Below are 25,402 nucleotides of genomic sequence, written 5' to 3' on the forward strand. Positions count from 1 at the left end.
TGAGAGAACCCGAATCCAGAAGGACACCATGACCACGACGACCGCCCCCGCCTCGGGCAAGGTCAAGCAGCGGCCGGGCGACCGCTGGTTCTCGGGAACCGCGCTCGGCGCCGGCGTGATGATCCTCGTCACGCTGGCCGCGGTCGCCATCTTCCTCCTCATCCAGTCCGTGCCCGGTCTGACCGCCACGTCGGAGACCGCCAGCATCCTTGCGGGGAACTTCTGGGAGTACGTCTGGCCGCTCGCCTTCGGCACCGTGTGGGCCTCCTTCCTGGCCCTTCTGATGGCCGTCCCTCTGGCAGTCTCGGTCGCCCTCTTCATCTCGCACTATGCACCGCGTCGACTCGCGCAGGGGCTCGGCTACATCGTCGACCTGCTCGCCGCCGTTCCGTCGGTGGTCTTCGGCCTGTGGGGCATCCTCGTGCTCGCCCCCGCCGTCCAGCCGATCTACGCATGGCTCAACGCCAACATGGGATGGTTCCCGCTCTTCTCGGGCACCGTCTCCAGCACCGGCCGCACCATCTTCACCGCCGCGATCGTCCTCGCGGTGATGGTCGTCCCGATCATCACCGCCATCTGCCGCGAGATCTTCCTGCAGACCCCGGTCCTGCATGAGGAGGCGGCCCTGGCGCTCGGCGCCACGCGGTGGGAGATGATCAAGATGGCCGTCTTCCCGTTCGGCCGCAGCGGCATCGTCTCGGCCTCGATGCTGGGCCTCGGCCGCGCGCTCGGCGAGACGATGGCGGTCGCCATGGTGCTCTCCGTCGCGAACGTGGTGACCTTCCAGCTGTTCACGGCCGAGAACCCCGGCACGATCCCCGCCAACATCGCCCTGACCTTCCCCGAGGCGTACGGCGTCAACATCAACGTCCTCATCGCCACCGGCCTCATCCTCTTCATCGTCACCTTCGCGGTCAACGCCATCGCCCGATGGATCGTCAGCCGCCGCAAGGAATTCTCGGGAGCGAACTGACATGACCGTGACGACCGCTCCACCCCGGGCTCCGCAGTCGGCGCCCGTGCGCGAGACCCCGCGGCTGACCAGCGGCCACCTCCCCTCCTGGGCGCCATGGGCCATCCTCGTCGGCAGCCTCGTCATCAGCGCCATCCTCTTCGCGATCGTCGCGATGGGCTCCGGAGACGGCTTCAACGTCGCCGGCTGGGCGGTCGTGGCGGCGCTGGTGTACCTCGCGCTGATCACGACGACGTCGTCCCTCGTCGAGGGCCGCCGCAAGGGCATGGATCGCCTTGTGACCGGCGTCGTGACGATCGCATTCCTCATCGCCATGGTCCCGCTGGTCTCGGTGGCGATCACGGTCGTCGTCAACGGCGTCGCCGGCATCTCGGCCGAGTTCTTCACCTCCTCGATGCGCAACGTCGTGGGCGAAGGCGGCGGCGCGCTCCACGCGATCGTCGGCACCGTCCTCATCACGTTCGCAGCCGCCGTGATCTCGATCCCGATCGGCATCTTCACCGCCATCTACCTCGTCGAGTACGGGCAGGGCGGACGCCTGAGCCGCGGCATCACGTTCCTCGTGGACGTCATGACCGGCATCCCGTCGATCGTCGCCGGTCTGTTCGCGTACGCCCTGTTCGCGCTGTTCCTCGGGCCCGGCATCCGCATGGGCATCATGGGCTCGGTCGCACTGGCGGTGCTGATGATCCCGGTGGTCGTGCGTTCGACGGAGGAGATGCTGCGCCTCGTGCCCAACGAGCTCCGCGAAGCGTCGTACGCGCTCGGCGTGCCCAAGTGGCGCACGATCGCGAAGATCGTCCTGCCGACCTCGCTCGCCGGCATCACCACGGGCGTCATGCTCTCGATCTCCCGCGTGATCGGCGAGACCGCTCCGCTGCTTCTCACGGCGGGCGTCGCGACGTCGATGAACTACAACCTCTTCGAGGGCCGCATGATGACGCTGCCGGTCATGGCCTACTCGCAGTACATGAACCAGGGCATCCCCGCCCAGGCCTACATCGACCGCGCGTGGGCGTGCGCTCTCGTCCTCATCGTCATCGTGATGCTCCTCAACCTCATCGCGCGCCTCGTCGCGAAGGTGTTCTCCCCCAAGCTGGGCCGCTGAAGCAGCCTCCACCCGAAAGCACTGACAGGAACCATGTCCAAGAGCATCGAAGTCAACGACCTCAACGTCTACTACGGCGACTTCAAGGCCGTCGAAGGCGTCTCCCTCGGCATCGAGCCGCGCAGCGTCACCGCCTTCATCGGCCCGTCGGGCTGCGGCAAGTCGACGTTCCTGCGCACGCTCAACCGCATGCACGAAGTGATCCCCGGCGCGCGTGTGGAGGGCGAGGTGCTCCTGGACGGAAACAACCTCTACGGCGCGAACGTCGACCCGGTGCTCGTGCGCCGTCAGGTCGGCATGGTCTTCCAGCGCCCCAACCCGTTCCCCACGATGTCGATCAAGGAGAACGTGCTGGCGGGGGTCAAGCTCAACAACAAGAAGATGTCGAAGTCCGACTCGGATGCTCTCGTCGAGAAGTCGCTGCGTGGCGCGAACCTGTGGAACGAGGTCAAGGACCGCCTCGACAAGCCCGGATCGGGCCTGTCTGGCGGCCAGCAGCAGCGTCTGTGCATCGCGCGCGCCATCGCGGTCTCGCCCGAGGTGATCCTCATGGACGAGCCATGCTCCGCCCTCGACCCGATCTCGACCTACGCGATCGAGGAGCTGATCGGCGAACTCAAGAACGACTACACGGTCGTCATCGTGACGCACAACATGCAGCAGGCGTCACGGGTGAGCGACAAGACGGCGTTCTTCAACATCGCGGGCACCGGCAAGCCCGGCAAGCTCATCGAGTACAACGACACGCGCTCGATCTTCACGACTCCGTCGGTGCAGGCGACCGAGGACTACGTCTCCGGTCGATTCGGCTGAACCGCCCGATCGCTGCCCGAAGCCCTCGCCGATCGGCGGGGGCTTCGTCGTCGGCTCAGTCGTGCGGGATCAGTCGGTCGGGCTCAGTCGCGCGGGCTCAGCAGGTAGCGGTTGAAGGATGCCGTGACCTCGGCATCCACCGGCACCGCCGCGCCGTCGATGGCTGTGATGGGCGCCGCCAGTCGCACGCTCGACACCAGCCACGCGGCATCCGCGTCCGTCAGCGCGCTCGTCGGCAGCGTGGCGTAACCGGTCTCGTGCCCCTCCTCCTCGAGGTGGGCGAAGAGGCTCAGCTGCGTCGTGCCGTGGAGGATGCCGCCGTTCGGCGCGGGCGTGACGAAGCGGCCGTCGATGCGCAGGATGAGAGAGGCGGTGGGCGCCTCGAGCACGAAGCCGTCCGAGGTGACGAAGACGGCGTCGTCGGCCCCTCGGCGCTTGGCCTCGCGGATCGCAGCCATGTTGACCGCGTACGACAGGGTCTTCGCGCCGAGCAGCAGCCACGGCGCCTTCGCAGGGGTGTCGATGCCGTAGCCGCGATCGAGCGTGACGACCCTGATGCCGTGCTCGCGCACGGCGGTGTTGTCGGCGGCGGCAGCCACCGTCACCCACGCCGTCGGTGCGGGGCCGTGCTCGACGCCGCGGCTCAGGATGAGCTTGATGACGCCCTCGCCCTGGCGAGGCGCGTGCTGCGCGGCGGCGTCGACGGCCTGGCGCCACTGCTCGAGGTGCGGAGCGGCCAGGTCGCAGATGCGCGCGGAGTGTGCGAGCCGCTCGAGGTGGGCCTGTGTCTCCTGCGCGTGGCCGTCGACGACCCCGATCGACTCGAAGATGCCGTCGCCGCGCTGCGTGCTCAGCTCGCCGACGCTCAGGGCCGGCGCCGACGGGTTGATGACCCGGAACGTGCCGGCGAAATCGGACCGAGGATCATCGGATGCCGCGGGGTCGATGACGAGCGCGAAGAGCAATGCCATGTCCCCGAGCCTAAGTGCTCGGGAATGCCCGGCCCCTCGTCTCGGTTACACTGGATCGGCCGGGCCGCAGTAACCCCGGGCTCCAACTTTTGCCGCTACGAGCGGCGCCGCGCCGAGAGGCGTTCTGCGGCCCGGCACTTTCGTACCCGGCATCCGTCCGGGCGCTTCCTTCGCGCCGTGCTCCGTGAGACCTCAACTGACCGCCGAGACCGTGGGTTTCACCCGCAGTCTCGGCAGCCGGCTGCAGTCTCACCGCCAGGGCTGTGAGCGAAGCGCCAGCGGATCTCAGGTCAGGGCGTCGCGGCGCCAGAGGGCTGCGCAGGCCGACAGGTCGGCGCCATAGTCCGAGAGGCGCAGCGCCCGCGTGGTGAACGCCGACGCGCGCTCGGGTTCGGTCGTCTCGTAGTCGTCTGCGAGGTGTGTCGCGCCCGATGCCTGGACGCGGCAGAACGCCGCGGCGCGGTCGAGGGCCACCGCGAAGTCGCCCTCGAAAAGCCCGCGCAGGATGGTGTCGACCAGGGCGACGAGCTCGTCGGGACCGGCGGGCGATGGCGCGCCGGCCACGACGTCGTCGACGGAGGCGAGCTCGGCACGGCCGCGCTCGTACAGGAGCGCGGCCGTGCGCGGGTCGTCGTGGATCATGAGCTGCACGAGGTACAGCCGCCACAGCGCGCCGGGCAGCGTCTTCGCAGGCGAACGCGACCACAGCTCGGCGAGGTCGTCGATGCCGTTCTCGTCGGTGAACGAGACGAGCCGGTCGACGACGCCGCCGTCCGGGTCGGCGCGGACCCTGGCGAGCAAGGCGTGCGCGGTGGTGTGCGCGACGCGCGAGACCTCAGCCGGGTCCTCGGCTGCGAACGCCCGGTCGAAGACCTCGGCCGGGCGCCGGACGGGCTTGTGGAACTCCCTGGACGAATCGCTCATTCGGTCCAGGCTACTCGCCGCCACGAGAACCGGCTCGCGCGGCATCGCGGCCGCCCAGGGGAGGCACATGACCCGGCGCTCAGACCTGGTTGATGCGGATGTGGTTGCCGGCGAGGTCGCGGAAGGCGCAGTCGCGCGGACCCCACCCCTGCTCCTTGGGCTCCTGGAGCACCTCCGCGCCGAAGGCGCGCAGCTTCTCGAACGTCGCGTCGAGGTCGCTGGTCGTGAAGACGTAGGGTCCGGGGCCGGACCCCTTCACGATCAGACGCTGGAGCGCCTCGCCGTCGTCGGGCGAACGGCCCGCGGACGGATCCGACACCACGAGCGAGAGGCCGGGCTGGCCCGGGAAGCCGAAGCTCACCCAGCGGTGACCGTCGTACGAGACGTCGTTGACGACCTCGAGGCCGAGACCGTCGCGGTAGAAGGGGATGGCGGCGTCGACGTCGTCGACGGTGATGGGGCTGTATGCCAGGGCGATGTTCGTCATGCATGCCACGCTACGATCCCTCGCGAACCCGCGCTTCTCCGATCCTGCTCGGTTCACGAGCGGCGAGCCGGGCACTGCGCCGAGCCGCTCCGCGTCAGACGTACCGGGTCGGCCGCGTGAGGATCTTCGCGACGCACAGCGGCATGGCCTCGGCGGCATCGTGCGGGCGCGAGCGGTATGAGCTCGGGGTCTCCCCCACGATCTCGGAGAACGTCGAGCTGAACGAGCCGAGCGATGTCGCACCGACGGCGGTGCAGGCATCCGTCACCGAGACACCCTCGCGGAGCAGCGCCATCGCCCGCTCGATGCGCCGCGTCATGAGGTACGCGTACGGCGTCTCGCCGTAGGCGGCCTTGAACTCCCGGGAGAAGTGCGCGGGCGACATCAGGGCCCGGGTCGCCATCGTCGGCACGTCGAGCGGCTGGGCGTAGTCGCGGTCGATGAGGTCGCGGGCGCGGCGCAGGTGTGCGAGCGTCTGGGTCGTCTGCGGAGCGGAAACCACGGACTTCACGCTACCGGGATGACGACTGCGCGCGCTTCGGATCGCGGTTCACGCCGTCGGGATCGTGACGATCGGAACCGTCGACGGCTCGCCGGTGGGCGACCCGCCCTGCGGCTCGATCGTCACCGCGATGACATCGCCCGGCTCCAGCGCACCGTCGAGCAGTGCCGTCGCCTCGCCCTCAGCGGAGTCGAAAGTGCCCGCCGAGACAGCACCTCCGTCGCGTACGAACCACAGCTCGAAGCTCTCGTCGTCGGCGATCTGCGGGAGCCCTTGCGAGACGAGCACGACCGTGCCGAGCGATTCCGACCAGTGCGCGGTCGCGGTGCCGCCGTCGGTGACCTCGACCGTGGCCGACTGCGCGTCGGGGGCATCCTCGATCTGCTGTAGCGCGACGACCTCGGCCGGCCGGTTCAGGTAGTCGTTGATCATGGCCGCGCCGAGCCCCAGCGCGACGAGCAGCACCAACGATGCGGCGAGCGCGACGATGCCGCGGGTCCAGCGACGCCGGGAGACGGCCTGGATGACCGCGGTGGCGGGCGGCGGCTCAGAGGCCGGCCGATCGCTGCTCTCGGACCACGCGGCGACCGGTTCGGCGACCGCGGCGGCGGACGCGTCCATGGCAGGCAGCTGAGGGGTCGCGGCGACCCGCGACAGCAGCGTGGACCGCAGCGTCAGCGGGGGCACGGCATCGGCGACGGTGTCGGCGAGGGCGGCGGCGGTCGCGGCATCCGCGTCCACTCGCTCCTCCCACTCGGGGTGCCGGCGGCGCGCAGCCTCGAACGCCTCGCGGTCGGCGGGCGACAGCGCGTTCAGCGCAGCACCTGCGGCGAGCTCGGCGAACTCCTCCTCGTTCATCACGCGGTCACCCCCATCTCTGCTCTCAGGCGGGACAGACCGTCCCGCATCCTCGTCTTGATCGTCCCCAGCGGCGCTCCCACCAGGGCCGCGATCTCGCTCTGACTGTAGCCCCCGTAATACGCGAGGGTCAGCGCTTCCTTCTGGGCGTCCGGCAGTGCCGACAGCGCGGTCGCCACCCTCTCCCCCTCGATGCGCAGCTCGACCTGTTCCGCCACCTCGTCATGGGCTACCCCGAGGTCGCGGAATCCCGCGCGCACGTCGCGATCCGTGCTCGACTGCGAGGCCCGCACACGGTCCACAGCCCGGCGGTGCGCGATCGTGAGCACCCACGTTCTCCCCTGACCTCTGTTCGGAGCGAACCGCGACGCGGATTGCCACACCTCGAGGAAGACCTCCTGCAGCACCTCCTCGCTCTGCGCCCGGTCAACGAGCACCCGCAGGATCAGACCGAAGACGCGCGGCGAGAGCAGGTCGTAGACGCGCGCGAAGGCCGCCTGATCGCCGGCAGCCACCCGCAGCAGCAGCTCTCCGATGCGGTCGACCGGCTCCGTGCCGTCCTCCGGCACGTCGATCCCGTCGATCACCATGTCCACCAGCATGCCCTACGTCACCTCCCCGCGACCTGATCGCACCCGGTGTCAGCCGAACGTGAACGAGTAGACGTCGACTCCCGGCGAGACGCGCACGTCGAGCACGTGCGCGGCCGCATCGTCGGTCTCCGCCACGGCATACGAACGCGGCGTCCCCGACACGGCCAGGGTCTGCTCGCGGCCATCGTCCAGGCGCACGCGCACCTCCCCCTCGCCGGCGAGCACCATGCGCACCTCCTCGGCATGGAACTGCAGACGGATGCCGCCGCCCGCGGTCCCCGACGGAGCCGCGTACTGCGTCTCGACCCGCCACGCGCCGTCCAGGGCGAACGAATCGGCCGGCTGGTCGTCGGGCAGCCGGTACTCGGCTTCGCCCGCCCGATACGCGGGCTCACCGCCGTAGTTGACGTCCTTCGCCGACCCGAGGAACGTCTCGCGCGTGCGGGTGCCGGCGTCCGGAGTGTGATCGGCGACGTCGGTCGGATCGGGCAGCGTCACATCGGGATCGGCATCCTCCAGCAGCTCGCGGATGAGCTTCTCGGTCGCGGCGTAGTTGCCCTCGCCGAGCGCGATGTGCCGGACCGTTCCGTCCGCGTCGATCAGATAGTGCGCGGGCCAATAGCGGTTCCGGTAGTTCGTCCACGTCGACAGGCTGTTGTCGAGGGCCACCGGGTAGGTGATGCCGAAGTCGCGCGCGCCGGCGACGACGTTGCCGGCATCCTTCTCGAACGCGTACTCGGGAGAGTGGATGCCGATCACCTGCAGCCCCGCGTCGCGGTACGCCTGGTCCCACGCGACGACGTGCGGGATGCTGCGCTGGCAGTTGATGCAGGAGTACGCCCAGAAGTCGATCAGGACGACCTGGCCGCGAAGGTCTTTGAGGTCGAGCGCGGCGCCGCCCGGCGTGTTCAGCCACGCCCCGATGCCGCGGATGCTCGGCGCCGTACCGCACGACTCGAGCTCGGACGCGCCGTTCGTGCACTGGTCGAGCTCGCGGTTCTCGTCGGTGACGAGACCGCCGAGGTCGAGCGCCCGCCGGGCGTCGGAATTGTCGGTGAGCTCCCGCTGGACGCCTGCGGTGTAGTCGGGCACGAGGCGCTGCAGCGCCTGCGGCACGTTGAAGACGAGGCCCACGGCGAGGGCGAGCATCGCGACGCCCGCGGCGACGCGCAGGCCGCGCTCGCGCTTGCGGAACGCGCGGATGCGCTCGACGAGCCCACGGCCCGCCAGTGCGAAGAACAGGAGCGGGATGGCGACCCCCACCGCGAACGAGACCGTCAGCACGACCGTGCCGGCGTCGATGCGTCCCGTGGATCCGGCGACGATGATCGCCGCGAGCACCGGTCCCGCGCACGGCACGAAGACGGTTCCCAATGCGAGCCCCACGCCGTACCCGCTTCCCCGGTTCTGCACCTCCGAGCGACGCGCGAGCTTCTGGAAAGGCTTCTCGAGCAGCTGCTCGAATCGCGGCACGAGCAGCCCGATACCGATGAGCACGAGCACGGCGATACCCGCCCAGCGCAGCACGTCCTGGGGAAGCCCGAGGGCTCCGAGCACGAGCGAGCCGAGCAGCGTCACGAGGGTGAAGCTCGTGATGAGACCCGCGATCACGAGATAGGGCCGCCATCGCGACACGGGCGCCGCGCCGCCTGCCGCGTCGTCGAGCCGGGCGGACTGCGCGCCCCCGGTCAGGAAGATGACCGGCAGCACCGGCAGGATGCACGGCGAGATCCCCGTGATGAGTCCGCCGAGCAGACCGATGATGACGAGCTCCATACGTCCCCCTAGGTGTTGCGGGTTGTTCGCTCCGGAGTCCGGTTCGGATTGGTCGGACGCGTGTGATGCGGGCGTGCTGGGGATCGGCATCCGATTCTTCCAATCCGTTCCGGCGAGCCCTCCGAACAGTCCGTGTAGCCGCTCCTGCGGCACGCTCCCCGCACCGGGGGCCACCAGACCGCGGTCGCACGACCGCATGGAGGAGGAAGACATGTCTCGCATCACCAGGAAGCGTCTGTCGGCCGGGCTCGCTCTCGCCGTCGCCGCGACCTTCGCGCTGTCCGCCTGTTCGATGGGCGGCTCGGCCGCCGAACCTTCCACCGAACCGTCCGCACCCGCCATGGAATCGAGCGAGGCGCCGATGGCGGCCGACCCCGCCGCAGACCTCGTCGGCCCGGGCTGCGCCGCCTACGCCGAGGCCGTGCCGGACGGCGCCGGCTCGATCGAGGGCATGTCGGCGGACCCGGTCGCGGTGGCGGCATCCAACAATCCGATGCTGACGACCCTCACCGCTGCCGTGAGCGGCCAGCTGAACCCTGAGGTGGACCTCGTCGACACTCTCAACGGTGACGAGTTCACGGTCTTCGCGCCGGTCGACGAAGCGTTCGCGGCGCTCGACCCCGCCACGATCGAGTCGCTAAAGACCGACACCGCGACGCTGACATCGATCCTCACCTACCACGTGGTGCCTGGCCGGATCGAGCCCGCCGACATCGCCGGCATGCACACCACCGTGCAGGGCGCCGATCTCGAGGTGACCGGCAGCGGCGACGCCTGGATGGTCAACGACGCGAACGTGATCTGCGGCGGCGTGCAGACGGCCAACGCCACCGTGTATCTCATCGACTCGGTCCTGATGCCTCCGGCACAGTGACCGACGCCGGCTTCGGCCGGCATGCAGGGGGGCACGAGGCCGCCGGCGAAGCGAGGTCGCCGGCGGTCTCGTGGTGTCCACATGCACGCGGTCGCGGGAGAGTCAAGGGTGTGGGCCTGATCAGTTGTGCTGTCTAGCCTTATCCTCGGCCTGGGGTTGTGCCGGAGGGGTGCGGACACCGGGTGGGAGGAGACGTGACAGACCTGCGCGAGTCGGCGGAGTTGTCCACCGGCGAGATCTTGGACGATCGCTACGTCCTGCATGAGCGGATCGGCGAGGGTGGAATGGCGCGCGTCTATCGCGCCGAAGACACCCATCTCCAGCGCTCAGTGGCGGTGAAGGTGTTCCGAGAGCCCACCGACGGCATCGACTCCGTCGAGCGTGCGCTGTCGGAGACGACGCTCCTCGCCTCTCTGAGTCACCATTCCCTGGTCACCGTGTTCGATGCTCGCGTGGGCACGGGTGAGACCAGCTACCTGGTCATGGAGCACGTCGACGGCATCACCCTGCGCGATCTCATCGCGCGCGGGTCTGTCGATCCGCGGATCGTCGCATCGATCGCGATCGACATCGCGGAGGGCCTGCACGTCGCGCACGAGCACGGGGTCGTGCATCGCGACATCAAGCCCTCGAACGTGCTCCTGTGGTCATCTCCGCGGCCGGGATGGGAGTGGCGGGCGAAGCTCGCGGACTTCGGCATCGCCTACTTGATGGACACGGCGCGCGTCACGACCCCCGGAGTGATCGTCGGCACGATGGCGTACGTCGCTCCGGAGCAGGCGCGAGGTGTGCCGCCGGCGCCGGCCGCCGACATCTACGCGTTCGGTCTCCTGCTGATCGAGGCGCTGACCGGCGAACGCCCGTTCGGCGATGCGGAAGGCATCGGAACCGTTGTGGCACGTCTGTCGTCGGCGCCCGAGATCCCGGAGTCGCTCCACCCGTCGTGGCAGGGCCTGCTGCGCGGCATGACGGCGATCCGCCCGGACGACCGACCCACCGCGCTCGAGGTCGTGACGGCGGCTTCCCGCCTGGCGGCGATGGAGAACACCATCGCCCGTGAAAGGGCCGACCCCGCGACGGTGCCTGTCGCGTCGCCCGTCACCGGCCCTACCCAGGTCTTCCCCGGGCCGGCGCTCGTGGCTCATCCCCCAGGCCTGGTCGAGCGCGGCGCGCTCCGCCGCGATGCGCGCATGGCCGCCCTCGCCTCGGGAGCTTCGGCAGTGACGGATAGCGCGGCCGTGGTCGTCCCATCCGTTCCGGACGAGCAGCGCCGACCCTCCCGTCGAGTCCTGGTGATCGGTGCTGTCATCGCGGCGCTGCTGGTGCTCGGACTAGCGCTCGGGTCGCTGCTGCTGGCGAACAGCTGGTCCCCAGAACCGGACCCCGCATCCACTCCCCCCGCGGAGCAGCTGGCTCCGGCGGTGCCCACCCAGGAGGCTCCGGTCGAGGATGCGCCGGCGAACGTGCCCGCTGAGCAGCTCCCGGCCGAGGACGTGCCGCCGGTAGACACCGGCGGCGGAGGCGACGTCAACGACAACAGCGGCCCGGGGAACAACAACGGCAACGGAAACGGAAACGGCAACAGCGGGCGCGGGAACGGGAACGGGCGGGGCTGAGCCGCGTTCAGCGCGAAGCGATATCGCGCATCGCTCGTGATCGCCAGTTGTCGCCGCCGCGCTCGAGCGTCACGATCGCGTGACAGTTGCGGCACCTCACGTCGCACTTGGCGATCTCCTCCGACAGCTTGGCGATGCTGAACCCCTCCTTGACCATCGCCATGACGTCCTTGCGCTTGTGAGCGCCCGGCCTGTGGTCGAAGTCGAGGACGCGGAGGTCAGTCACACCGCAATCCGCACACGGGTGGTCGCGCAGGTAGGTCGCGAGGAACGCCTTCGCCTCGGCGCGGCGCTTCGCGGTGCGTTCGACGATGACCCGCACATGACGTTCACGATTGCGCGCGTAGTAGTCGCGCGACGACTGCCGGTTGCACTCACGGCATACCTCCTGGAGACCGTCGGGGCGGGACGCCTTGCGGTTGAACTCGGTGAGCGGCTTTGCGCGCCCGCATGCGCCGCAGTGCTTGCTCATCACGCTCCCGTCTCCTTCCCCAACGCCTCCAGAGGTGGGAACCCACAGCGTAGATGCGGGCTCCGACGCTCCGACCACCCGCGTCGCCTTGCTAGGGTGGAGGCGCCCCTATAGCTCAGTTGGTTAGAGCAACGGACTTCAATACAACAAAATGGAGCGCCAGCGCCGAAATGCGCTGGATGACCGCCGCTATATGCTGGAACACCCTGAGAGCCCGAGGTACTCGCCAAGTGTCTGAACGACACCTGGCAGTGAAAATCCGAGGGATTGGGCAATCAGCAGGTAACCGCAAGGGAACCTCAGAGACTACACGCGGCGCACCTGACCGGTCCGGCCGAAGGTGAAGATATAGTCCAGACTGCAAGCCGGAGACGGTGGCTGGGGAAACTCAGTGCAGCAGGTTAATCCGTGGGTCCAGGGTTCGAGCCCCTGTGGGGGCACCACAACCGATCGAGCCGCAGCGCTACGCGCCGCCTCCCCTTCAGCGGGCGATCGCGGCGGCGATGAGCCACACCACGATGCTCAGCACGAGCGCGATCAGCGGATACCAGAACGCCGTGTGTTTGCGCGAGAGCGCGATGATGCCTGCAACTCCCCCGATGACCGCGAGAGCAAGCGGCATGTAGCCGCCCAGCACGATGGCGAGCGTGTTGTCATAGCTGCCGATGGCCCAGGCGAGCGAGACGAAGAACAACACCACCGCGGCGCCGACCGAGAACCCGATCAGCAGCAGTGTGGCGACCATGTCGCCGGTGGAGCGCTCGGCGGGCGCGGCGTCGGTCGTCATCATCGGTTCAGTCCGATCTCGTAGTGCACGAACCCGGTGTGGCTCGCCACCCGGTCGTAGAGCGTGCGGGCCGTCCCGTTCGTCTCATGCGTGAGCCAGTAGACCTTCGCCGCATCGTGCGTGTGCGCCCACTCGGTCACGTGGTCGATGAGTGCTCGACCCGCACCCGTGCCGCGGGTATCGGGGGCGACGAAGAGGTCTTCGAGGTAGACGTACGGTGTCGCGGACCACGTGGCCGCATGCGTCAGCCAGTGGACGAGTCCGACCGCCCGGCCCCGGCCGTCGATTGCGATCGCGCCGTGGATCGGGAACTGCGGATCGAGGAGGCGGTTCCATGTCAGCTCGGTCTGCTCGTCGGAGAGCTCGGACTCGTAGAACTCCAGGTAGCCGCGCCAGAGCGGCAGCCATGCGTCGTGGTCGCCGGTGGCGAGCGGGCGGATGTCGGTCACAGGACAGACGCTAGCGGGTCGCGGGCGTCAGGTGAGTGCGGTGCGCGCCGTGCGTCGCGCGTGCGCGCTGAGATCGGCGCTGCGACGCGCGAGGAATTCCTCCAGGCGCGCACGATCGACCCGCCCGATCTCGCGCAGCGCCACGCCGACGTTCGTCTGCACCAGGTGCTCCGGGTCGTTCGCGAGGATCTCGCAAAGCGCGAGAGGGTCGTCGAGGTCGTGCGCGCGGATGATCCAGAACGCCGCCGTGATCGCCGTACGACGCCGCAGCCAGTCGTCGGATCGCGCGAGGTCGAACAGCACCTCCCGCGGCCGGTCGAGCAGGTACCCGCCCAGGACACGGGGAGCCCCGCGGTCGATGAAGTCCCAGGTGTCGATGCGGTCCATCCGCCGCATCCAGAGCTCGTACAGCGCGGCGCGGTCGGCGTCCTTCGTGCGCGCCTGGAAGTCGAGGATCGAGACCGCCACCATCCGCATCTCGTAGGCATCCGCGTCGAGGAGCCGGTCGACCTCGGCCAGCGGCATCCGTGCATTCGTCTTCGCGATGCCGAAGACAGTGCCCATGCGCGCGCCGATCACCTCGGTGCGCGCATCTGCCATGCGCCGCTGGGTCTTGGCCCGCTCCTCAGCGGATGCCGCGGCCTCGAGCGCCGCGCGGACGCCCTCGGCCGTCGGTGGCATGCCTGGGGCTCAGTCACCGCCGGAGAGACCGGAGTGGCTCAGCTCGGCTCCGGCGTGGGCGAGCTCGGCCAGTGCGGCGTCACTCGATTCCGGCGCGACGCCGGCGACGAGGTCGGTGAGGATCCGCACGTGCCGCCCGTGCTCGATGGCGTCGAGGGCGGAGGCGCGCACGCAGTAGTCCGTCGCGATGCCCGCGACGTCGACATCCACCACCCCGTGCTCTTCGAGCAGGTGCGCCACGGTGGCACCGTCGTCGGTGGTGCCCTCGAACAGCGAGTAGGCCGGCGCGCCCTGGCCCTTCTTGACGTGGTGCGTCACCGCCGAGGTGTCGAGGCCGGCGTCGTACTCCGCGCCCTCGGTGCCGCCCACGCAGTGCACCGGCCACGTGTCGACGAAGTCGGGCTCTGCGCTGAAGTGCCCGCCGTTGTCGCCCTCGCCGTGATGCCAGTCGCGCGAGGCGACGATCACGGCGTACTCCTCGGCGTGCGTGACCAGATACTCCGTGATGCGCTGCGCGACGGCATCCCCGCCCTCCACGCCGAGCGCACCGCCCTCGGTGAAGTCGTTCTGGACATCGACGATGAACAGCGCCTTAGTCATGATTCGAGCGTACGCCTGTACTCCTCTCGAGTGAGGGGGTGTCCGTCGTCTGCGACGAGCGCGGCCTCCGTCTCCGCGGGCAGGGGCTGGTCGACCGGCTCAGCGGGAGAGCCCTCGGAAGAGCCGGGGTCGCGCCCGGCCGATGCCGTCCCGTCGCGTCTCGCCAGCTTCGACGGCCACCAGATCGCCAGGCCGATGTCATACGACAGCGCCGGCACGAGAAGAGATCGCACGACGAAGGTGTCGAGCAGCACGCCGAGGGCCACGATGAAGGCGAGCTGCACCAGGAACAGGATCGGAATGACGCCGAGAGCGGCGAAGGTCGCTGCCAGCACCAGACCCGCCGAGGTGATGACGCCGCCGGTCGCGACCAGACCCCTCAGGATGCCGGGCCTGGTGCCGTGCACGAGGGACTCCTCGCGCACGCGCGACATCAGGAAGATGTTGTAATCCACACCGAGCGCCACCAGGAACACGAACCCGTACAGCGGCACCGCGGGATCGGCGCCGGGGAACCCGAACACCTCGTTGAACACGAGCGCGCTCACACCGAGCGCCGTCGCGAACGACAGGATCACCGTCGCGATGAGCAGCACCGGCGCCAGGATCGACCGCAGCAGCAGCATGAGGATGAGCAGGATCACCAGCAGGATGACCGGGATGATGACGGTCCGGTCGCGCGTCGACGTGTCGTTGGTGTCGATGTCGGTCGCCGTCTCGCCGCCGACGACCGCGGTCCCCGCGCCGAGCGTGTCGTCGAGATCCGCACGGAGCTGCCGGACGGTGTCCTCAGCGGCGAGCGAGTCGGCGGCATCCGTGAGCGTCCCGACGACGAGGACGTCGCCGTCGGCGACGGTCGCCTCGGGAGCAGGCGTGCCGGGCGGGTCGACCGCCGTGAGCACCGGCTCGCCGTCTTGGACCTCGACGGCGGCCTGTCCGGTCGGGGAGTCCTCAGAGGCGACGGCCACCGATTCGATGCCGTCCGACGCCTCGAGCACCTCGACCGTGCCGGCGAGGTCCTCTTCGGGAACGATCACGTACGCCGGCGATCCCGACCCCGCCGGGAAGTGCTCGGCGAGCACCTCCTGACCGTCGCGGGCCTCGGACGCTCCGAGCACGAGGTCGCTCGTGGGCACGCCGTCCGCCTTGAGCTGCGTGATACCGATCGCACCGGCGAGCAGGACGATCGTGCACGCGATCCACACGACGCGGGCATTGCGCGCCACGAACCGCGCCTGTCGCGGCCAGACGCCCTTGACCGGCTGCGTCAGATCGTCGGGGATCATGGCCAGCGGCTGCTTCGGGATGAAGGGCCAGAAGGCCGCGCGGCCGCAGAGCGCCAGGAGCGCCGGCAGGAACGTCAGCGCTGAGAGCACGGAGAACGCGATGCCGATGGACGCAATCGGTCCGAGGGCGCGGTTGGTCGCCAGGTCCGAGAGCAGCAGACACAGCAGGCCCGCGATCACGGTGCCGCCGGACGCGAGGATCGGCTCGAACGCTCCGCGCCACGCCGAGAGCGTCGCGTCCCATTTCGACGCGCCGGACGCGATGGATTCTCGGAATCGGGCGACGTACAGCAGCGCGTAGTCCGTCGCGGCGCCGATGACGAGGATGAAGAGGATGCCCTGCACCTGCCCGTTGAGCACGACGATGCCGGCGAAGGCGAGCCACCACACGGTGAGCAGCGCCGCGCAGAGCGCGAAGAGCGACGTCAGGAGCACGAGGACCGGCAGCAGCGGCGAACGGTAGACGATCACGAGGATCAGGAACACCGCGATCAACGCCACGCCGAGCAGAAGTCCGTCGATGCCGAGGAAGCCCTCGACGAGGTCCGCCGTGAAGCCGGCCGGCCCGGTGACCCAGGCCTCGAAGCCGTCCGGAAGCTCGTCGGCCACGAGGGTCCGGAGGGCCTCCACCGTCTCGCCCACCTCGCCGGAGGCATCGATCGGGACGAAGATCTGCACCGCCTCGCCGTCCTCCGACAGGATCGGCGGCGAGACATCCTCCTGCACGCCCTCGATCCCGGCGATGTCGTCGGCCAGCGCCTGGACGTCGGCGACGTCCTCCTCCGACAGTTCGCCGTCGCCGGTGACGACCACGACCGCGGGGATGCTGTCCTCGCCGAGGAAGTCGGCCAGCCGCTCGTTGACCTGCGTGGCGTCGGCCCCCTCGGGCAGGAAGCTGGACCGGTCGTTGGTCGACACCTCGTCGACCTTGCCGAAGTAGGGTCCGCCGATAGATCCTGCCGCGAGCCAGATCAGCACGAGCAGGGCGGGGATGCCGATGCGCAGCCACCCGGAGGGGCGGCGGTTCGCGTGGTGAGGCGAGGACATATCGCTAGCTTATCTAGCGAACTGCGTTTCGTGAAACGGAGTCCGGATGCCGCCCGAGGGTCTCGGCCTGCCTCCTATGCTGGGTCGCGATGCTCTCCGCCGCCCTCGCCCTCGTCGGCGCCGTCATCTACGGCTCCGCCGACTTCCTCGGCGGCCTGGCCGCGCGGCGGCTGCGCTCCATCGTCGTCACCGCCGTGGCGGCTCTGTCCGGACTCGTCGCGCTCGCGCTCGTGCAGCCGCTGGTGTGCGGCGTATGGACGGCCGCGGACGTCGGGTGGGGCATCCTCGCCGGCATCGTCGGCGTCGTCGCCATCGCCCTGCTGTACGCCTGTCTCGCGATCGGACCGATGAGCATCCTGTCGCCGCTCACCGCGGTCGTCTCGGCGATCGCCCCGATGCTGTGGGGTCTGCTCGTTAAGGGCGATGCGATGGCGCCCATCGGCTACGCCGGGCTGGCGGTGGCCCTGGTCGCCGTCGTCCTGGTCGGCTTCATCCCGGGCGAGAAGATCGTGCGGCCGAACCCCCGTGGACTCGCAATGGCGGTCGGCGCCGGACTCGCGATCGGCGCCTTCCTCATCATCGTCGACCAGACCTCCGCCGACAGCGGCCTCGTGCCCCTCGTGACCGGCCGCGCCACGAGCAGCGTCGTCACGATGGCGGTGGTCGGCATCCTCTCCCTCATGGCGATGCGCCGCGGCGCGCCGGCGCGCTCCGTGCTCGCCGTCGCAGGTCCGCCGCTCGGGGCGATGCCGAGCGGACACGCCGATCTGGAGCACGCGGCGGAGCCGGGAGGCATGACGATGACGGCACGGCGGGCGTGGACGCTCGCCGTCGCATGCGGGATCGCGGATGCCGCCGCCAACGCGCTCCTGCTGGTCGCGCTGCGCATCGGCGACCTCGCGGTGGTCTCGGCGCTCACAGCGCTGTACCCCGCCGGCACGATCCTGCTGGCCGCGATCGTCCTGCGAGAGCGCGTCGCAGCGATCCAGTGGGTAGGCCTCGGTCTGGCCCTCACCGCCGGAGGCATGCTCGCCGTCGCATAGGCGGCCGCCGGGGACGCCCGAGCGCTCAGCCGCGGGCGAAGAGCATCACGAGCGAGGTCACCAGTGCGACCACGCCGAGTGCGAGCATCCCGCCGGCAAGGAGCGCGACGGCCCGCACCGCCGGCGAGCCCTGCGTCAACCGCATACGGTTGAGGGATCCGCGCCGGACGAAGATGTCGGCCATGTCGGCGTCGCCGATGTGGTGCTCCTGCTCGTGGGTGAGGTGCGCCTCCCCCACGCCGCCGTCCTCATCGAACCAGCGGACCAGACGGCCATGGGCGGTTGACTCGACGACGGCTCGCGCCGGCACCCATGTGCCGTCGAACAGGTACATGATCAGCGCGACCCCGGCGAGCAGTGCGCCCACGCCGAACCCGATCCACGAGAAGATCTCGGCGAGGGCGTCGATCGCCTGGGACACCGCACCACCGTCCTTCACATACGGAAAACGGCCGCTGCTCGCGGCCGTTCCGGTTCTGAGCCACCTAAGGGAATCGAACCCTTGACCTATTCATTACGAGTGAATCGCTCTGCCGACTGAGCTAAGGTGGCGCGCCTCGCTTGCGCGATGCACAAGCAACGATCTTACAGGGTCTCGCGAGTGCTCGCGAACACGACGGGTCGCCTGCGGCTCGGCCTCCTCCCCCGGCATCGGCGCTCGCTGGGTGTCGACGTGTTACGGCCCGGTTCGAGCGAGCGGCGGGCGCCACATAGGTTCGAACGCGGTCCGCGACGAAGCGTGCGCGGTCCCGTGGATCGTGCACGCGGTCACCCGCCGACACGGGCCTCGATCCACAGGAGCACGCACATGTCCACGCCCAAGAAGCTCATCACCACCGCAGCGCTCGCGCTGCCGCTCGCCCTCCTCCTCGCCGGCTGCGCCGGAAACGGGACGGATGCCGCCGCCGGCGGCTCCGCCGAGGACGAGGTGGTCCGCATCGGCGTCGTCGACTCCGGCGACCCGTACTGGGAGACCTACAAGGAGGCGGCCGCCGACGAGGGCATCGAGGTCGAGCTCGTCAACTTCAGCGAGTACACGCAGCCGAACCCCGCGCTCTCGGCCGACGAGCTGGATCTCAACCAGTTCCAGCACATCATCTACCTCGCGACCTACAACGTGCAGAGCGACGACGACCTGCAGCCGATCGGCGCCACCGCGATCTACCCGCTGGGCCTGTACTCGTCGCAGTACGCGTCGGTCGACGACATCCCCGAGGGCTCCACGGTCGCCGTGCCCAACGACGAGTCGAACCAGGCCCGCGGGCTTCTCGTGCTGCAGTCGGCCGGACTCATCGAGCTGGCAGACGGCGGCTCGGTGTTCTCCACCGTCGCCGACGTGCTCCCCGAGTCGACGGTGAAGGTCGAGGCGCTCGACGCCGCGTTCACCGCGACATCCCTGCCCGACGTCGCCGCGTCGATCGTGAACAATGACTTCCTCGCAGACGCCGGCCTCACGCCCGAGGACGCGATCGCGACCGACGACCCGTCGGACCCGAACGCGTTCCCGTACATCAACATCTTCGCGGCCAAGGCCGAGGACGCCGACAACCCGACGTACCTCAAGCTCGTGGAGATCTACCAGAACACGCAGGACGTGCTCGATGGCGTCGTCGAGGCGTCGGGCGGCACCGCCGTGCTCGTCAAGACGCCTGTCGACGAGCTCCTCACGTCGCTCACCGACGTCGAGGACGACATCCGCGCCAACTCGTAAGACCGCCACACCGCGTCACTCGCCTGTGCGGCCCGTCGGCGCCTCGTTCGCCCGGGCCGCACACGCGCGTTCCGCCGAGGAGCATCCATGACCCTCATCCGCCTGAACGGCGTGACCAAGACCTTCCCGGCGTCCGCCAAGGACGCCCCGCCCATCGTCGCCGTCGACGACGTCTCGCTCGACGTCGCGGCCGGCGAGGTGTGCGGCATCATCGGCTACTCCGGCGCCGGCAAGAGCACCGTGCTGCGCTTGGTGAACGCACTGGAGACCCCGACCAGCGGCACCGTCGAGATCGACGGCCGCGACATCACCCGGCTTCGCGAGCGCGAACTGCGTGAACTGCGCGGCGACATCGGCATGATCTTCCAGCAGTTCAATCTCTTCGACTCGCGCACGGTGGCGAAGAACGTCGCCTACCCCCTCGAGGTCGCCGGCCGCTCGCGGGCCGAGATCGCAGCGCGCGTGGACGACCTGCTGCGCTTCGTCGGCCTGGCCGACAAGGCGCGCAGCTATCCCGAGCAGCTCTCGGGCGGGCAGAAGCAGCGCGTCGGCATCGCCCGGGCGCTCGCGACGAGCCCGCGCATCCTGCTGGCCGATGAGGCGACGAGCGCGCTCGATCCCGACACCACCCAGGAGGTGCTCGCCCTCCTCGCACGCATCAACGCGGAGCTCGGCGTCACGATCCTCGTCATCACCCACGAGATGGACGTCATCCGCACGCTCGCCGACCGCGTGGTCGTGATGGAGAACGGGCGCATCATCGAGAGCGGAGCGGTCTTCGACGTACTGTCGGCACCCCGCCACGCGGCGACGCGCCGGTTCGTCGCGAGCATCATCGAGGACGTGCCCGCCGGCGACCAGCTGCGGACGCTCCGGGATCGACACCCCGGGCGGATCGTGACGTTCACGGTGCGCGAGGGCGACGTCACCCAGGCGGACGTGTTCGCCGCTCTGTCATCTCACGGTGTGCGGTTCGAACTCATCCACGGCGGAATCAACGACATCGCCGGCCGTGTGTTCGGGCATCTCACCCTGGCACTGACCGGAGAGCCGGATGCCGTGCAGCAGGCGATCGACGCCGCTTCGGCGTTCGCGCCGCTCATCGAGGAGGACGCCCGTGGATAGGCTCGTCGATCTGCTTCCCGAGCTCTGGGCCGCAACGGCCGAGACGCTGTACGTGGTGTCGCTCAGCCTCGTGTTCGGCGGCATCGCCGGCTTGTTCGTCGGCTTGGCGCTGTACGCGACGCGACCCGGAAGCCTCTTCCCCAACCGGTTCCTCTTCGGGACCATCAACGTGATCGTCAACTTCTTCCGGCCGATCCCGTTCGTGATCCTGCTCGCCGCGGTGCAGCCGATCGCCCGCAGCCTCGGCATCCCCGGGATCGGCCCCGAGTTCGGGATCTTCGCGATCACCATCGCGTCGCTGTTCGCCATCAGCCGCATCGTCGAGCAGAACCTGCTCACGGTACGCCCCGGTGTCGTCGAGGCGGCCCGGGCCACCGGCGCGAGCCGCTCGCGGATCCTCCTGCGCCTGCTCCCCCGCGAGGCGCTCGGCCCGCTGATCCTCGGCTACACGTTCATCGTCGTGGCGCTGGTCGATATGACCGCCATCGCCGGCGCGGTGGCGGCCGGCGGCCTCGGCGAGTTCGCGATCGTCTACGGCTTCAAGCAGTTCAACCCCTGGGTCACCTGGGCGGCCGTGCTCGTCATCATCGTGATAGTGCAGGCCGTGCAGTTCATCGGCAACGCTCTCGCCCGCCGGGTGCTGCGGCGCTGAGCGCTTCGGCGGTCCACCGCCATGAGAGAAGCGGATGCCGTGTGCTGCGGCATCCGCTTCTCTCATGCGTCGGTATTCACTCGCAGCGCAGACCGTCCTCGTGCGGTGTGCCGTCGAGGAGGTAGGTCTCCACCGCGGAGTCGACGCAGGCGTTGCCCTTGTTGTAGCCGGTGTGGCCCTCGCCGACACGGGTCACCAGGACGCCGGACGACAGCTGCTCCGCCAGCGAGACCGACCACTCGTACGGGGTGGCGGGATCGTTCGTGGTGCCCACGACGACGATGGGCGCGGCGCCCTCGGCGGTGATGCGCTCGCGGACGCCGGTCGCCGGGTACGGCCAGACCTCGCAGGGGTCGGGACCGCTCCAGTACGGGGCGACGGTCGGCGCCTCGGCGGCGAGCAGCGCCTCTGCCGCGGCCTGCTCCTCCTCGGTCGCGTCGACCGGGTAGTCCATGCAGTTGTACGCGCGGAACGCCTCGGTCTGGTTGTCGAGGTAGGCGCCGTTCTGACGGTTGTAGTAGAAGTCGGCGAGCTGGAACGCCACCTCGGCGTTGCCTTCGAGCACGTCGCTCAGCGCCGTGGTCAGGTAGCCCCAGCTGTCCTGCGAGTACAGGGCGGCGACGATCGCCGTCATGAGCGAGTCGGCGCCCAGCAAGCGCCCGTCGCCGTTGGGGATCGGGTCGCGGTCGACGCTCGCCAGCAGCGTCCCGAGATCGGCCATCGCCTCGTCCACGGTGCCGCGGAACGGGCACTCGTCGTCGGTGAGGCAGTCCGCCATGTAGGCGCGGAGGGCCGATTCGAAGCCGATGCCCTGAGTGATGCCGACGTCGAGCCCCGGGATCGAGGGATCGATGGCGCCGTCGAGCACGAGGCGCCCGACCTTCTCGGGGAACAGCTTCGCGTACGTGGCTCCCAGGAACGTGCCGTACGAGTAGCCGAGGTAGTTCAGTTCCTTGTCGCCGAGCACAGCGCGGAGCAGGTCCATGTCGCGGGCGGCGTTGTCGGTCGTGATGTACGGCAGGATGCCGTCGCTGTTCGCCTCGCACGCCTCGCCGAACTCCTGGTGCCGGGCGAGCAGCTCTTCGCTCCAGGCATCCGTTCCCCGTGCGTCCTGCGGGATGTCGAAGAGGTACGCGTCCATCGCGCTCGCGTCGAAGCAGGTGACGGCCGTCGACTCGCCGACGCCGCGCGGATCGAACCCGATCACGTCGAAGCGCTGGCGCACCGGGTCGCTCACGGCGAACGAGACCGAGTCGCGGATGAGGCCCACGCCGCTCGCACCGGGTCCGCCCGGGTTGGTGAGCAGCGACCCGATGGGCTCGCCGCTCCCCTCGGCACGACTGCGGATGACGGACAGCTCGATCTCGCCCTTCGACGGGTCCGCCCAGTCCAGCGGGGTGGTCACCGTGGTGCAGTCGAAGCCGTCGCAGTCGGTCCAGGCGAGGTCCTGCTCGTAGAACGGCAGCAGGTCTGCCGGCACGCCGTCGACGTCGGCCGCCTTGCTCGATGTCGGACGCGGCGACGCGTCGGGGATCATCGCGGAGAGACAGCCGCTCAGGAGGACGGATGCCGCAGCCAGGCCGGCCACGAGGGCAGGGGTCCTCCACCGGTCGCCGAGTCTGTCGAAGCGCGGTGGCCGAGGGCCTCGGCGGGGGCGGGTCTGGTTCACGGGGTCCTTCCGCTTGCGACGGTGACGAGCATGCTCTCCAGCGCCAGCGCCGGCGCGGCGTTCAGTTCGAGATTCTCACGGGTGACGCCGATGCGATCCACGACGGTCAGGGTGCGCTCCGGTGTCCACGCGACGGCGAGCGCATGCAGGTCGGGCTCGAGCTCGCGGTTGATGAGGACGGCGTCGCGGCCGAACTGCAGCATCAGCACATCGCGGAACATGGACTCGAGGTCGGTGAGCACGCGATCGATGCCGTCGCGCAGGCTGCGCGTGGCGCGGCGCTTCTGATCGTCCTCGAGGGCGGACAGCTGTGAGCGCACCGCCGGTGGGATCGCACCGCCTTCGGCGATGCCGAGGGTGCGCAGGAGCGAGGCACGCTCCGCCTCGTCGCGTTCCGCGGTGAGCGCCTTGGCGTCGTCGGTCGCCGCGGCGACGATCGCTCCGGCCACCTCGACGGCGTCTCCGACGCCCCGCACAGCCAGGACCCCCCGCAGCGTGGCGTCGCGGCGCGCGCGGGCCGCGGCATCCGTCGCCAGCCGCTGGGCCATGCCGATGTGACGCTGGGCGTGCCGCGCCGACTGCTCGGCGATCACCGGATCGACGCCGCTGCGCCGCACGATGAGATCGGCGACGTCGGCGATGTCGGGCTCCCGCAGCCGCAGCGTGCGCACGCGCGAGCGGATCGTGGGCAGGAGGTCGGCGTCGCTCGGCGCGCACAGCACCCACACGGTTCGCTCGGGAGGCTCCTCGAGCGCCTTGAGCAGAACGTTCGACGTGCGCTCGGCCATGCGGTCGGCGTCTTCCATGACGATGACCCGGTAGCGGCCCAACGACGGTGAGAAGTACGAGCGCTCGACGAGGGCCCGGGCGTCCTTGATGGAGATGATGACGCCTTCGGTGCGCAGCGCCGTCAGATCGGGATGGGTGCCCGCCAGCACCTGGTGCATCGCCCGCTCGTCGCCCGGCTCGGCGATGAGGGCCGCCGCGAACGCGTGCGCCAGCGTCGAGCGGCCCGACCCCGGGGGGCCGGTGATGAGCCACGCGTGCGTCATCGACGCGGGGTCGGATGCCGCCTCACGCAGTGCGGCGACCGCCTCGGGCTGTCCCCACACATCGCCCCACGGCAGGGCCGCTCCGCTGCCCGCGCCGTCGCGCGCGTCGCGCTCGTGCGCGCTGGCAGGCTGGGTCGCGGCATCCATCCCGCCCAGCCTAACCGCGGGGGCTGACAGCGCGCGCCTCGGTCGATAGCCTCCGCGACCACGTCTCCAGATCAGGTGATGTGGCGAAGGCAGGACGATTTGCGGGCCAAGCGTCCTACCCCGGTGAAATCACCTGATCTCGCAGCAGACACGAGCGCGGGAGCCACTCCGTACCGGGGACGTCCGTCCGCACCGGGGCATCCCTCCCCGAGCATCCGTCGCACCGGGCATCCGTCGGGGCATCCCTCCTCGAGCACCGTCCGCACCGGGACGTCCGTCCGCACCGGGACGTCCGTCCGCACCGGGGACGTCCGTCCTCACCGGGGCATCTGCGAGTCACCAGATCAGGTGATGTGGCGAAGGCAGGACGATCTGCGCGCAAGCGTCCTACCCCGGTGAAATCACCTGAACTCGGAACGGATGCCCGCGGCCTGGTGAAATCACCCGAACTCGGAACGGATGCCCGCGGCCTGGTGAAATCACCCGAACTCGGAACGGATGCCGGCTGCCCGGTGAAATCACCTGAACTCGGAACGGATGCCGGCCGTCCGGCGTACGGTCAGCCCAGCATGGTGGCCACACGCTCGCGCACGGCGGCGGCGAGCTCGTCGACGGGGCGGGACGCGTCGAGTACGAGGAAGCGGGCGGGTTCGGCGGTCGCGAGTGCCAGGAACTCCTCGCGCACGCGGGCGTGGAAGTGCTCCTTCTCGGCCTCGAGCCGGTCGAACGGCTTGTCGTCGGCGTCGAGCCGCGCGCGCGCCGTCGCGGGGTCGAGGTCGAGCAGCACGGTCACGTCGGGCAGCAGGCCGTCCGTCGCCCACAGCGACAGCTGGCGCACCTCATCACGGCCGAGCACGCGTCCGGCGCCCTGGTAGGCGACGGAAGAGTCCAGGTAACGGTCCTGGATCACGACCTCGCCGCGCGCGAGCGCGGGACGCACCAGCGTCTCGACGTGGTGCGCGCGATCCGCGGCGTACAGCAGGGCTTCGGCGCGGGCGGCGACCTCGCCCCGGTGGTGCAGGACGATGTCGCGGATGAGCACGCCCACCTCGGTGCCGCCCGGCTCACGCGTGCGCACCACGGTGCGTCCGGCATCCGTCAGCCACTCGTCGAGGAGCGCCGCCTGGGTGGTCTTGCCGACCCCGTCGCCGCCCTCGAAAGTGACGAACAGTCCGGTCGCCGACGG

Annotated in this window: 26 protein-coding genes and 1 tRNA gene; 9 read left to right on the forward strand and 18 right to left on the reverse strand. The window is 69.8% G+C overall.

Translation table 11 applies throughout. From position 1 onward, the window contains the following. Positions 1-28 precede the first annotated feature (28 nt). From pstC to pstB, 3 genes are read left to right on the forward strand one after another with little or no spacing between them, the layout of a single operon-like run. Positions 29-973 (forward strand): phosphate ABC transporter permease subunit PstC, encoded by a 945-nt coding sequence (gene pstC, locus MRBLWS13_RS06460; protein ID WP_349428192.1) that lies wholly within the window; start codon positions 29-31, stop codon positions 971-973. 1 nt (position 974) lies between these two features. Continuing rightward, positions 975-2,081: a phosphate ABC transporter permease PstA gene (gene pstA / locus MRBLWS13_RS06465; RefSeq protein ID WP_349428194.1), complete on the forward strand. Its 1,107-nt coding sequence runs from the start codon at positions 975-977 to the stop codon at positions 2,079-2,081. 33 nt (positions 2,082-2,114) lie between these two features. After that, on the forward strand, positions 2,115-2,894 hold the full coding sequence (pstB, locus tag MRBLWS13_RS06470) for a phosphate ABC transporter ATP-binding protein PstB (RefSeq protein WP_331912250.1): 780 nt from the start codon (positions 2,115-2,117) through the stop codon (positions 2,892-2,894). An 83-nt stretch (positions 2,895-2,977) separates the two neighbouring features. Here pstB and MRBLWS13_RS06475 read toward each other — a convergent pair whose 3' ends face one another. The 7 genes from MRBLWS13_RS06475 to MRBLWS13_RS06505 form a co-directional block, all read right to left on the reverse strand. Next, a complete protein-coding gene (locus MRBLWS13_RS06475; protein WP_349428195.1) occupies positions 2,978-3,865 on the reverse strand; it encodes an aminodeoxychorismate lyase in 888 nt (295 codons plus the stop codon). Positions 3,866-4,150: 285 nt separating this feature from the next. Next, positions 4,151-4,789, reverse strand: coding sequence for a DNA-directed RNA polymerase subunit beta (locus tag MRBLWS13_RS06480; protein ID WP_349428196.1), 639 nt, complete (start codon positions 4,787-4,789; stop codon positions 4,151-4,153). A 79-nt stretch (positions 4,790-4,868) separates the two neighbouring features. Then, a complete protein-coding gene (locus tag MRBLWS13_RS06485) occupies positions 4,869-5,276 on the reverse strand; it encodes a VOC family protein (protein WP_349428197.1) in 408 nt (135 codons plus the stop codon). Between the two features lie 94 nt (positions 5,277-5,370). Next, complete coding sequence (locus MRBLWS13_RS06490) at positions 5,371-5,778, reverse strand: helix-turn-helix transcriptional regulator (RefSeq protein WP_349428198.1); 408 nt, start codon at positions 5,776-5,778, stop codon at positions 5,371-5,373. A 48-nt stretch (positions 5,779-5,826) separates the two neighbouring features. Next, positions 5,827-6,636 (reverse strand): anti-sigma factor, encoded by an 810-nt coding sequence (locus MRBLWS13_RS06495; RefSeq protein WP_349429003.1) that lies wholly within the window; start codon positions 6,634-6,636, stop codon positions 5,827-5,829. Further along, positions 6,636-7,238, reverse strand: coding sequence for an ECF RNA polymerase sigma factor SigK (gene sigK, locus MRBLWS13_RS06500; protein ID WP_349428199.1), 603 nt, complete (start codon positions 7,236-7,238; stop codon positions 6,636-6,638). The genes MRBLWS13_RS06495 and sigK overlap by 1 nt, the downstream gene beginning before the upstream one ends. Positions 7,239-7,277: 39 nt before the next feature. Further along, positions 7,278-9,005: a cytochrome c biogenesis protein DipZ gene (locus MRBLWS13_RS06505; RefSeq protein ID WP_349428200.1), complete on the reverse strand. Its 1,728-nt coding sequence runs from the start codon at positions 9,003-9,005 to the stop codon at positions 7,278-7,280. 211 nt (positions 9,006-9,216) lie between these two features. On the opposite strand from MRBLWS13_RS06505, the gene MRBLWS13_RS06510 reads away from it, so the two are divergent. Further along, positions 9,217-9,879, forward strand: a complete 663-nt coding sequence (locus MRBLWS13_RS06510) for a fasciclin domain-containing protein (protein WP_349428201.1) — start codon at positions 9,217-9,219, stop codon at positions 9,877-9,879. Positions 9,880-10,073: 194 nt separating this feature from the next. After that, positions 10,074-11,495, forward strand: coding sequence for a protein kinase (locus MRBLWS13_RS06515; protein WP_349428203.1), 1,422 nt, complete (start codon positions 10,074-10,076; stop codon positions 11,493-11,495). A gap of 7 nt (positions 11,496-11,502) precedes the next feature. On the opposite strand, the gene MRBLWS13_RS06520 is transcribed toward MRBLWS13_RS06515, so the two are convergent. The 6 genes from MRBLWS13_RS06520 to MRBLWS13_RS06545 all read right to left on the reverse strand — a co-directional run bounded on the left by MRBLWS13_RS06520 (position 11,503) and on the right by MRBLWS13_RS06545 (position 16,817). After that, positions 11,503-11,970 carry a hypothetical protein gene (locus MRBLWS13_RS06520; RefSeq protein ID WP_349428204.1) on the reverse strand — a complete coding sequence of 156 codons (468 nt, stop codon included), beginning with the start codon at positions 11,968-11,970 and terminating at the stop codon, positions 11,503-11,505. Between the two features lie 478 nt (positions 11,971-12,448). Further along, the gene (locus MRBLWS13_RS06525; protein ID WP_349428205.1) at positions 12,449-12,757 is read right to left on the reverse strand and encodes a hypothetical protein; all 309 of its coding nucleotides are present in this window, start codon (positions 12,755-12,757) and stop codon (positions 12,449-12,451) included. Beyond that, positions 12,754-13,203, reverse strand: coding sequence for a GNAT family N-acetyltransferase (locus MRBLWS13_RS06530; protein ID WP_349428206.1), 450 nt, complete (start codon positions 13,201-13,203; stop codon positions 12,754-12,756). The genes MRBLWS13_RS06525 and MRBLWS13_RS06530 overlap by 4 nt, the downstream gene beginning before the upstream one ends. 27 nt (positions 13,204-13,230) lie before the next feature. Further along, on the reverse strand, positions 13,231-13,884 hold the full coding sequence (locus tag MRBLWS13_RS06535; RefSeq protein ID WP_349428207.1) for a DNA alkylation repair protein: 654 nt from the start codon (positions 13,882-13,884) through the stop codon (positions 13,231-13,233). A gap of 9 nt (positions 13,885-13,893) precedes the next feature. Continuing rightward, on the reverse strand, positions 13,894-14,484 hold the full coding sequence (locus MRBLWS13_RS06540) for an isochorismatase family protein (RefSeq protein ID WP_349428208.1): 591 nt from the start codon (positions 14,482-14,484) through the stop codon (positions 13,894-13,896). After that, on the reverse strand, positions 14,481-16,817 hold the full coding sequence (locus tag MRBLWS13_RS06545; RefSeq protein WP_349428209.1) for an efflux RND transporter permease subunit: 2,337 nt from the start codon (positions 16,815-16,817) through the stop codon (positions 14,481-14,483). Before MRBLWS13_RS06545 ends, MRBLWS13_RS06540 begins: the two co-directional genes overlap by 4 nt. Before the next feature lie 89 nt (positions 16,818-16,906). On the opposite strand from MRBLWS13_RS06545, the gene MRBLWS13_RS06550 reads away from it, so the two are divergent. After that, a complete protein-coding gene (locus tag MRBLWS13_RS06550) occupies positions 16,907-17,860 on the forward strand; it encodes an EamA family transporter (RefSeq protein WP_349428210.1) in 954 nt (317 codons plus the stop codon). 25 nt (positions 17,861-17,885) lie between these two features. Here MRBLWS13_RS06550 and MRBLWS13_RS06555 read toward each other — a convergent pair whose 3' ends face one another. Next, positions 17,886-18,281: a hypothetical protein gene (locus MRBLWS13_RS06555; RefSeq protein WP_349428212.1), complete on the reverse strand. Its 396-nt coding sequence runs from the start codon at positions 18,279-18,281 to the stop codon at positions 17,886-17,888. 58 nt (positions 18,282-18,339) lie between these two features. After that, positions 18,340-18,412 (reverse strand) — tRNA-Thr (locus MRBLWS13_RS06560). A 256-nt stretch (positions 18,413-18,668) separates the two neighbouring features. On the opposite strand from MRBLWS13_RS06560, the gene MRBLWS13_RS06565 reads away from it, so the two are divergent. From MRBLWS13_RS06565 to MRBLWS13_RS06575, 3 genes are all read left to right on the forward strand, one after another. Further along, positions 18,669-19,571 carry a MetQ/NlpA family ABC transporter substrate-binding protein gene (locus MRBLWS13_RS06565; RefSeq protein WP_349428213.1) on the forward strand — a complete coding sequence of 301 codons (903 nt, stop codon included), beginning with the start codon at positions 18,669-18,671 and terminating at the stop codon, positions 19,569-19,571. Between the two features lie 87 nt (positions 19,572-19,658). Continuing rightward, positions 19,659-20,696 carry an ATP-binding cassette domain-containing protein gene (locus MRBLWS13_RS06570; RefSeq protein WP_349428214.1) on the forward strand — a complete coding sequence of 346 codons (1,038 nt, stop codon included), beginning with the start codon at positions 19,659-19,661 and terminating at the stop codon, positions 20,694-20,696. Next, complete coding sequence (locus MRBLWS13_RS06575; protein ID WP_349428215.1) at positions 20,689-21,348, forward strand: methionine ABC transporter permease; 660 nt, start codon at positions 20,689-20,691, stop codon at positions 21,346-21,348. The genes MRBLWS13_RS06570 and MRBLWS13_RS06575 overlap by 8 nt, the downstream gene beginning before the upstream one ends. A 76-nt stretch (positions 21,349-21,424) precedes the next feature. Here MRBLWS13_RS06575 and MRBLWS13_RS06580 read toward each other — a convergent pair whose 3' ends face one another. The 3 genes from MRBLWS13_RS06580 to tmk all read right to left on the reverse strand — a co-directional run bounded on the left by MRBLWS13_RS06580 (position 21,425) and on the right by tmk (position 25,387). After that, the gene (locus tag MRBLWS13_RS06580) at positions 21,425-22,885 is read right to left on the reverse strand and encodes an alpha/beta hydrolase (RefSeq protein ID WP_349429004.1); all 1,461 of its coding nucleotides are present in this window, start codon (positions 22,883-22,885) and stop codon (positions 21,425-21,427) included. A gap of 128 nt (positions 22,886-23,013) precedes the next feature. After that, positions 23,014-24,216 carry a DNA polymerase III subunit delta' gene (locus MRBLWS13_RS06585; protein WP_349428216.1) on the reverse strand — a complete coding sequence of 401 codons (1,203 nt, stop codon included), beginning with the start codon at positions 24,214-24,216 and terminating at the stop codon, positions 23,014-23,016. 559 nt (positions 24,217-24,775) lie between these two features. Beyond that, complete coding sequence (tmk, locus tag MRBLWS13_RS06590; protein ID WP_349429005.1) at positions 24,776-25,387, reverse strand: dTMP kinase; 612 nt, start codon at positions 25,385-25,387, stop codon at positions 24,776-24,778. Positions 25,388-25,402: the final 15 nt, after the last annotated feature.

The sequence above is a fragment of the Microbacterium sp. LWS13-1.2 genome (genome assembly GCF_040144835.1).
Taxonomy (GTDB): Bacteria; Actinomycetota; Actinomycetes; order Actinomycetales; family Microbacteriaceae; genus Microbacterium.

What these genes read in the sequence shown, in the direction of transcription:
- pstC (WP_349428192.1), top strand. Translation starts at nt 29, where the DNA reads ATGACCACGACGACCGCCCCCGCCTCGGGCAAGGTCAAGCAGCGGCCG.
- pstA (WP_349428194.1), top strand. Translation starts at nt 975, where the DNA reads ATGACCGTGACGACCGCTCCACCCCGGGCTCCGCAGTCGGCGCCCGTG.
- pstB (WP_331912250.1), top strand. Translation starts at nt 2,115, where the DNA reads ATGTCCAAGAGCATCGAAGTCAACGACCTCAACGTCTACTACGGCGAC.
- MRBLWS13_RS06475 (WP_349428195.1), bottom strand. Translation starts at nt 3,865, where the DNA reads ATGGCATTGCTCTTCGCGCTCGTCATCGACCCCGCGGCATCCGATGAT.
- MRBLWS13_RS06480 (WP_349428196.1), bottom strand. Translation starts at nt 4,789, where the DNA reads ATGAGCGATTCGTCCAGGGAGTTCCACAAGCCCGTCCGGCGCCCGGCC.
- MRBLWS13_RS06485 (WP_349428197.1), bottom strand. Translation starts at nt 5,276, where the DNA reads ATGACGAACATCGCCCTGGCATACAGCCCCATCACCGTCGACGACGTC.
- MRBLWS13_RS06495 (WP_349429003.1), bottom strand. Translation starts at nt 6,636, where the DNA reads ATGAACGAGGAGGAGTTCGCCGAGCTCGCCGCAGGTGCTGCGCTGAAC.
- sigK (WP_349428199.1), bottom strand. Translation starts at nt 7,238, where the DNA reads ATGCTGGTGGACATGGTGATCGACGGGATCGACGTGCCGGAGGACGGC.
- MRBLWS13_RS06505 (WP_349428200.1), bottom strand. Translation starts at nt 9,005, where the DNA reads ATGGAGCTCGTCATCATCGGTCTGCTCGGCGGACTCATCACGGGGATC.
- MRBLWS13_RS06510 (WP_349428201.1), top strand. Translation starts at nt 9,217, where the DNA reads ATGTCTCGCATCACCAGGAAGCGTCTGTCGGCCGGGCTCGCTCTCGCC.
- MRBLWS13_RS06525 (WP_349428205.1), bottom strand. Translation starts at nt 12,757, where the DNA reads ATGATGACGACCGACGCCGCGCCCGCCGAGCGCTCCACCGGCGACATG.
- MRBLWS13_RS06535 (WP_349428207.1), bottom strand. Translation starts at nt 13,884, where the DNA reads ATGCCACCGACGGCCGAGGGCGTCCGCGCGGCGCTCGAGGCCGCGGCA.
- MRBLWS13_RS06540 (WP_349428208.1), bottom strand. Translation starts at nt 14,484, where the DNA reads ATGACTAAGGCGCTGTTCATCGTCGATGTCCAGAACGACTTCACCGAG.
- MRBLWS13_RS06545 (WP_349428209.1), bottom strand. Translation starts at nt 16,817, where the DNA reads ATGTCCTCGCCTCACCACGCGAACCGCCGCCCCTCCGGGTGGCTGCGC.
- MRBLWS13_RS06550 (WP_349428210.1), top strand. Translation starts at nt 16,907, where the DNA reads ATGCTCTCCGCCGCCCTCGCCCTCGTCGGCGCCGTCATCTACGGCTCC.
- MRBLWS13_RS06565 (WP_349428213.1), top strand. Translation starts at nt 18,669, where the DNA reads ATGTCCACGCCCAAGAAGCTCATCACCACCGCAGCGCTCGCGCTGCCG.
- MRBLWS13_RS06570 (WP_349428214.1), top strand. Translation starts at nt 19,659, where the DNA reads ATGACCCTCATCCGCCTGAACGGCGTGACCAAGACCTTCCCGGCGTCC.
- MRBLWS13_RS06580 (WP_349429004.1), bottom strand. Translation starts at nt 22,885, where the DNA reads ATGATCCCCGACGCGTCGCCGCGTCCGACATCGAGCAAGGCGGCCGAC.
- MRBLWS13_RS06585 (WP_349428216.1), bottom strand. Translation starts at nt 24,216, where the DNA reads ATGGATGCCGCGACCCAGCCTGCCAGCGCGCACGAGCGCGACGCGCGC.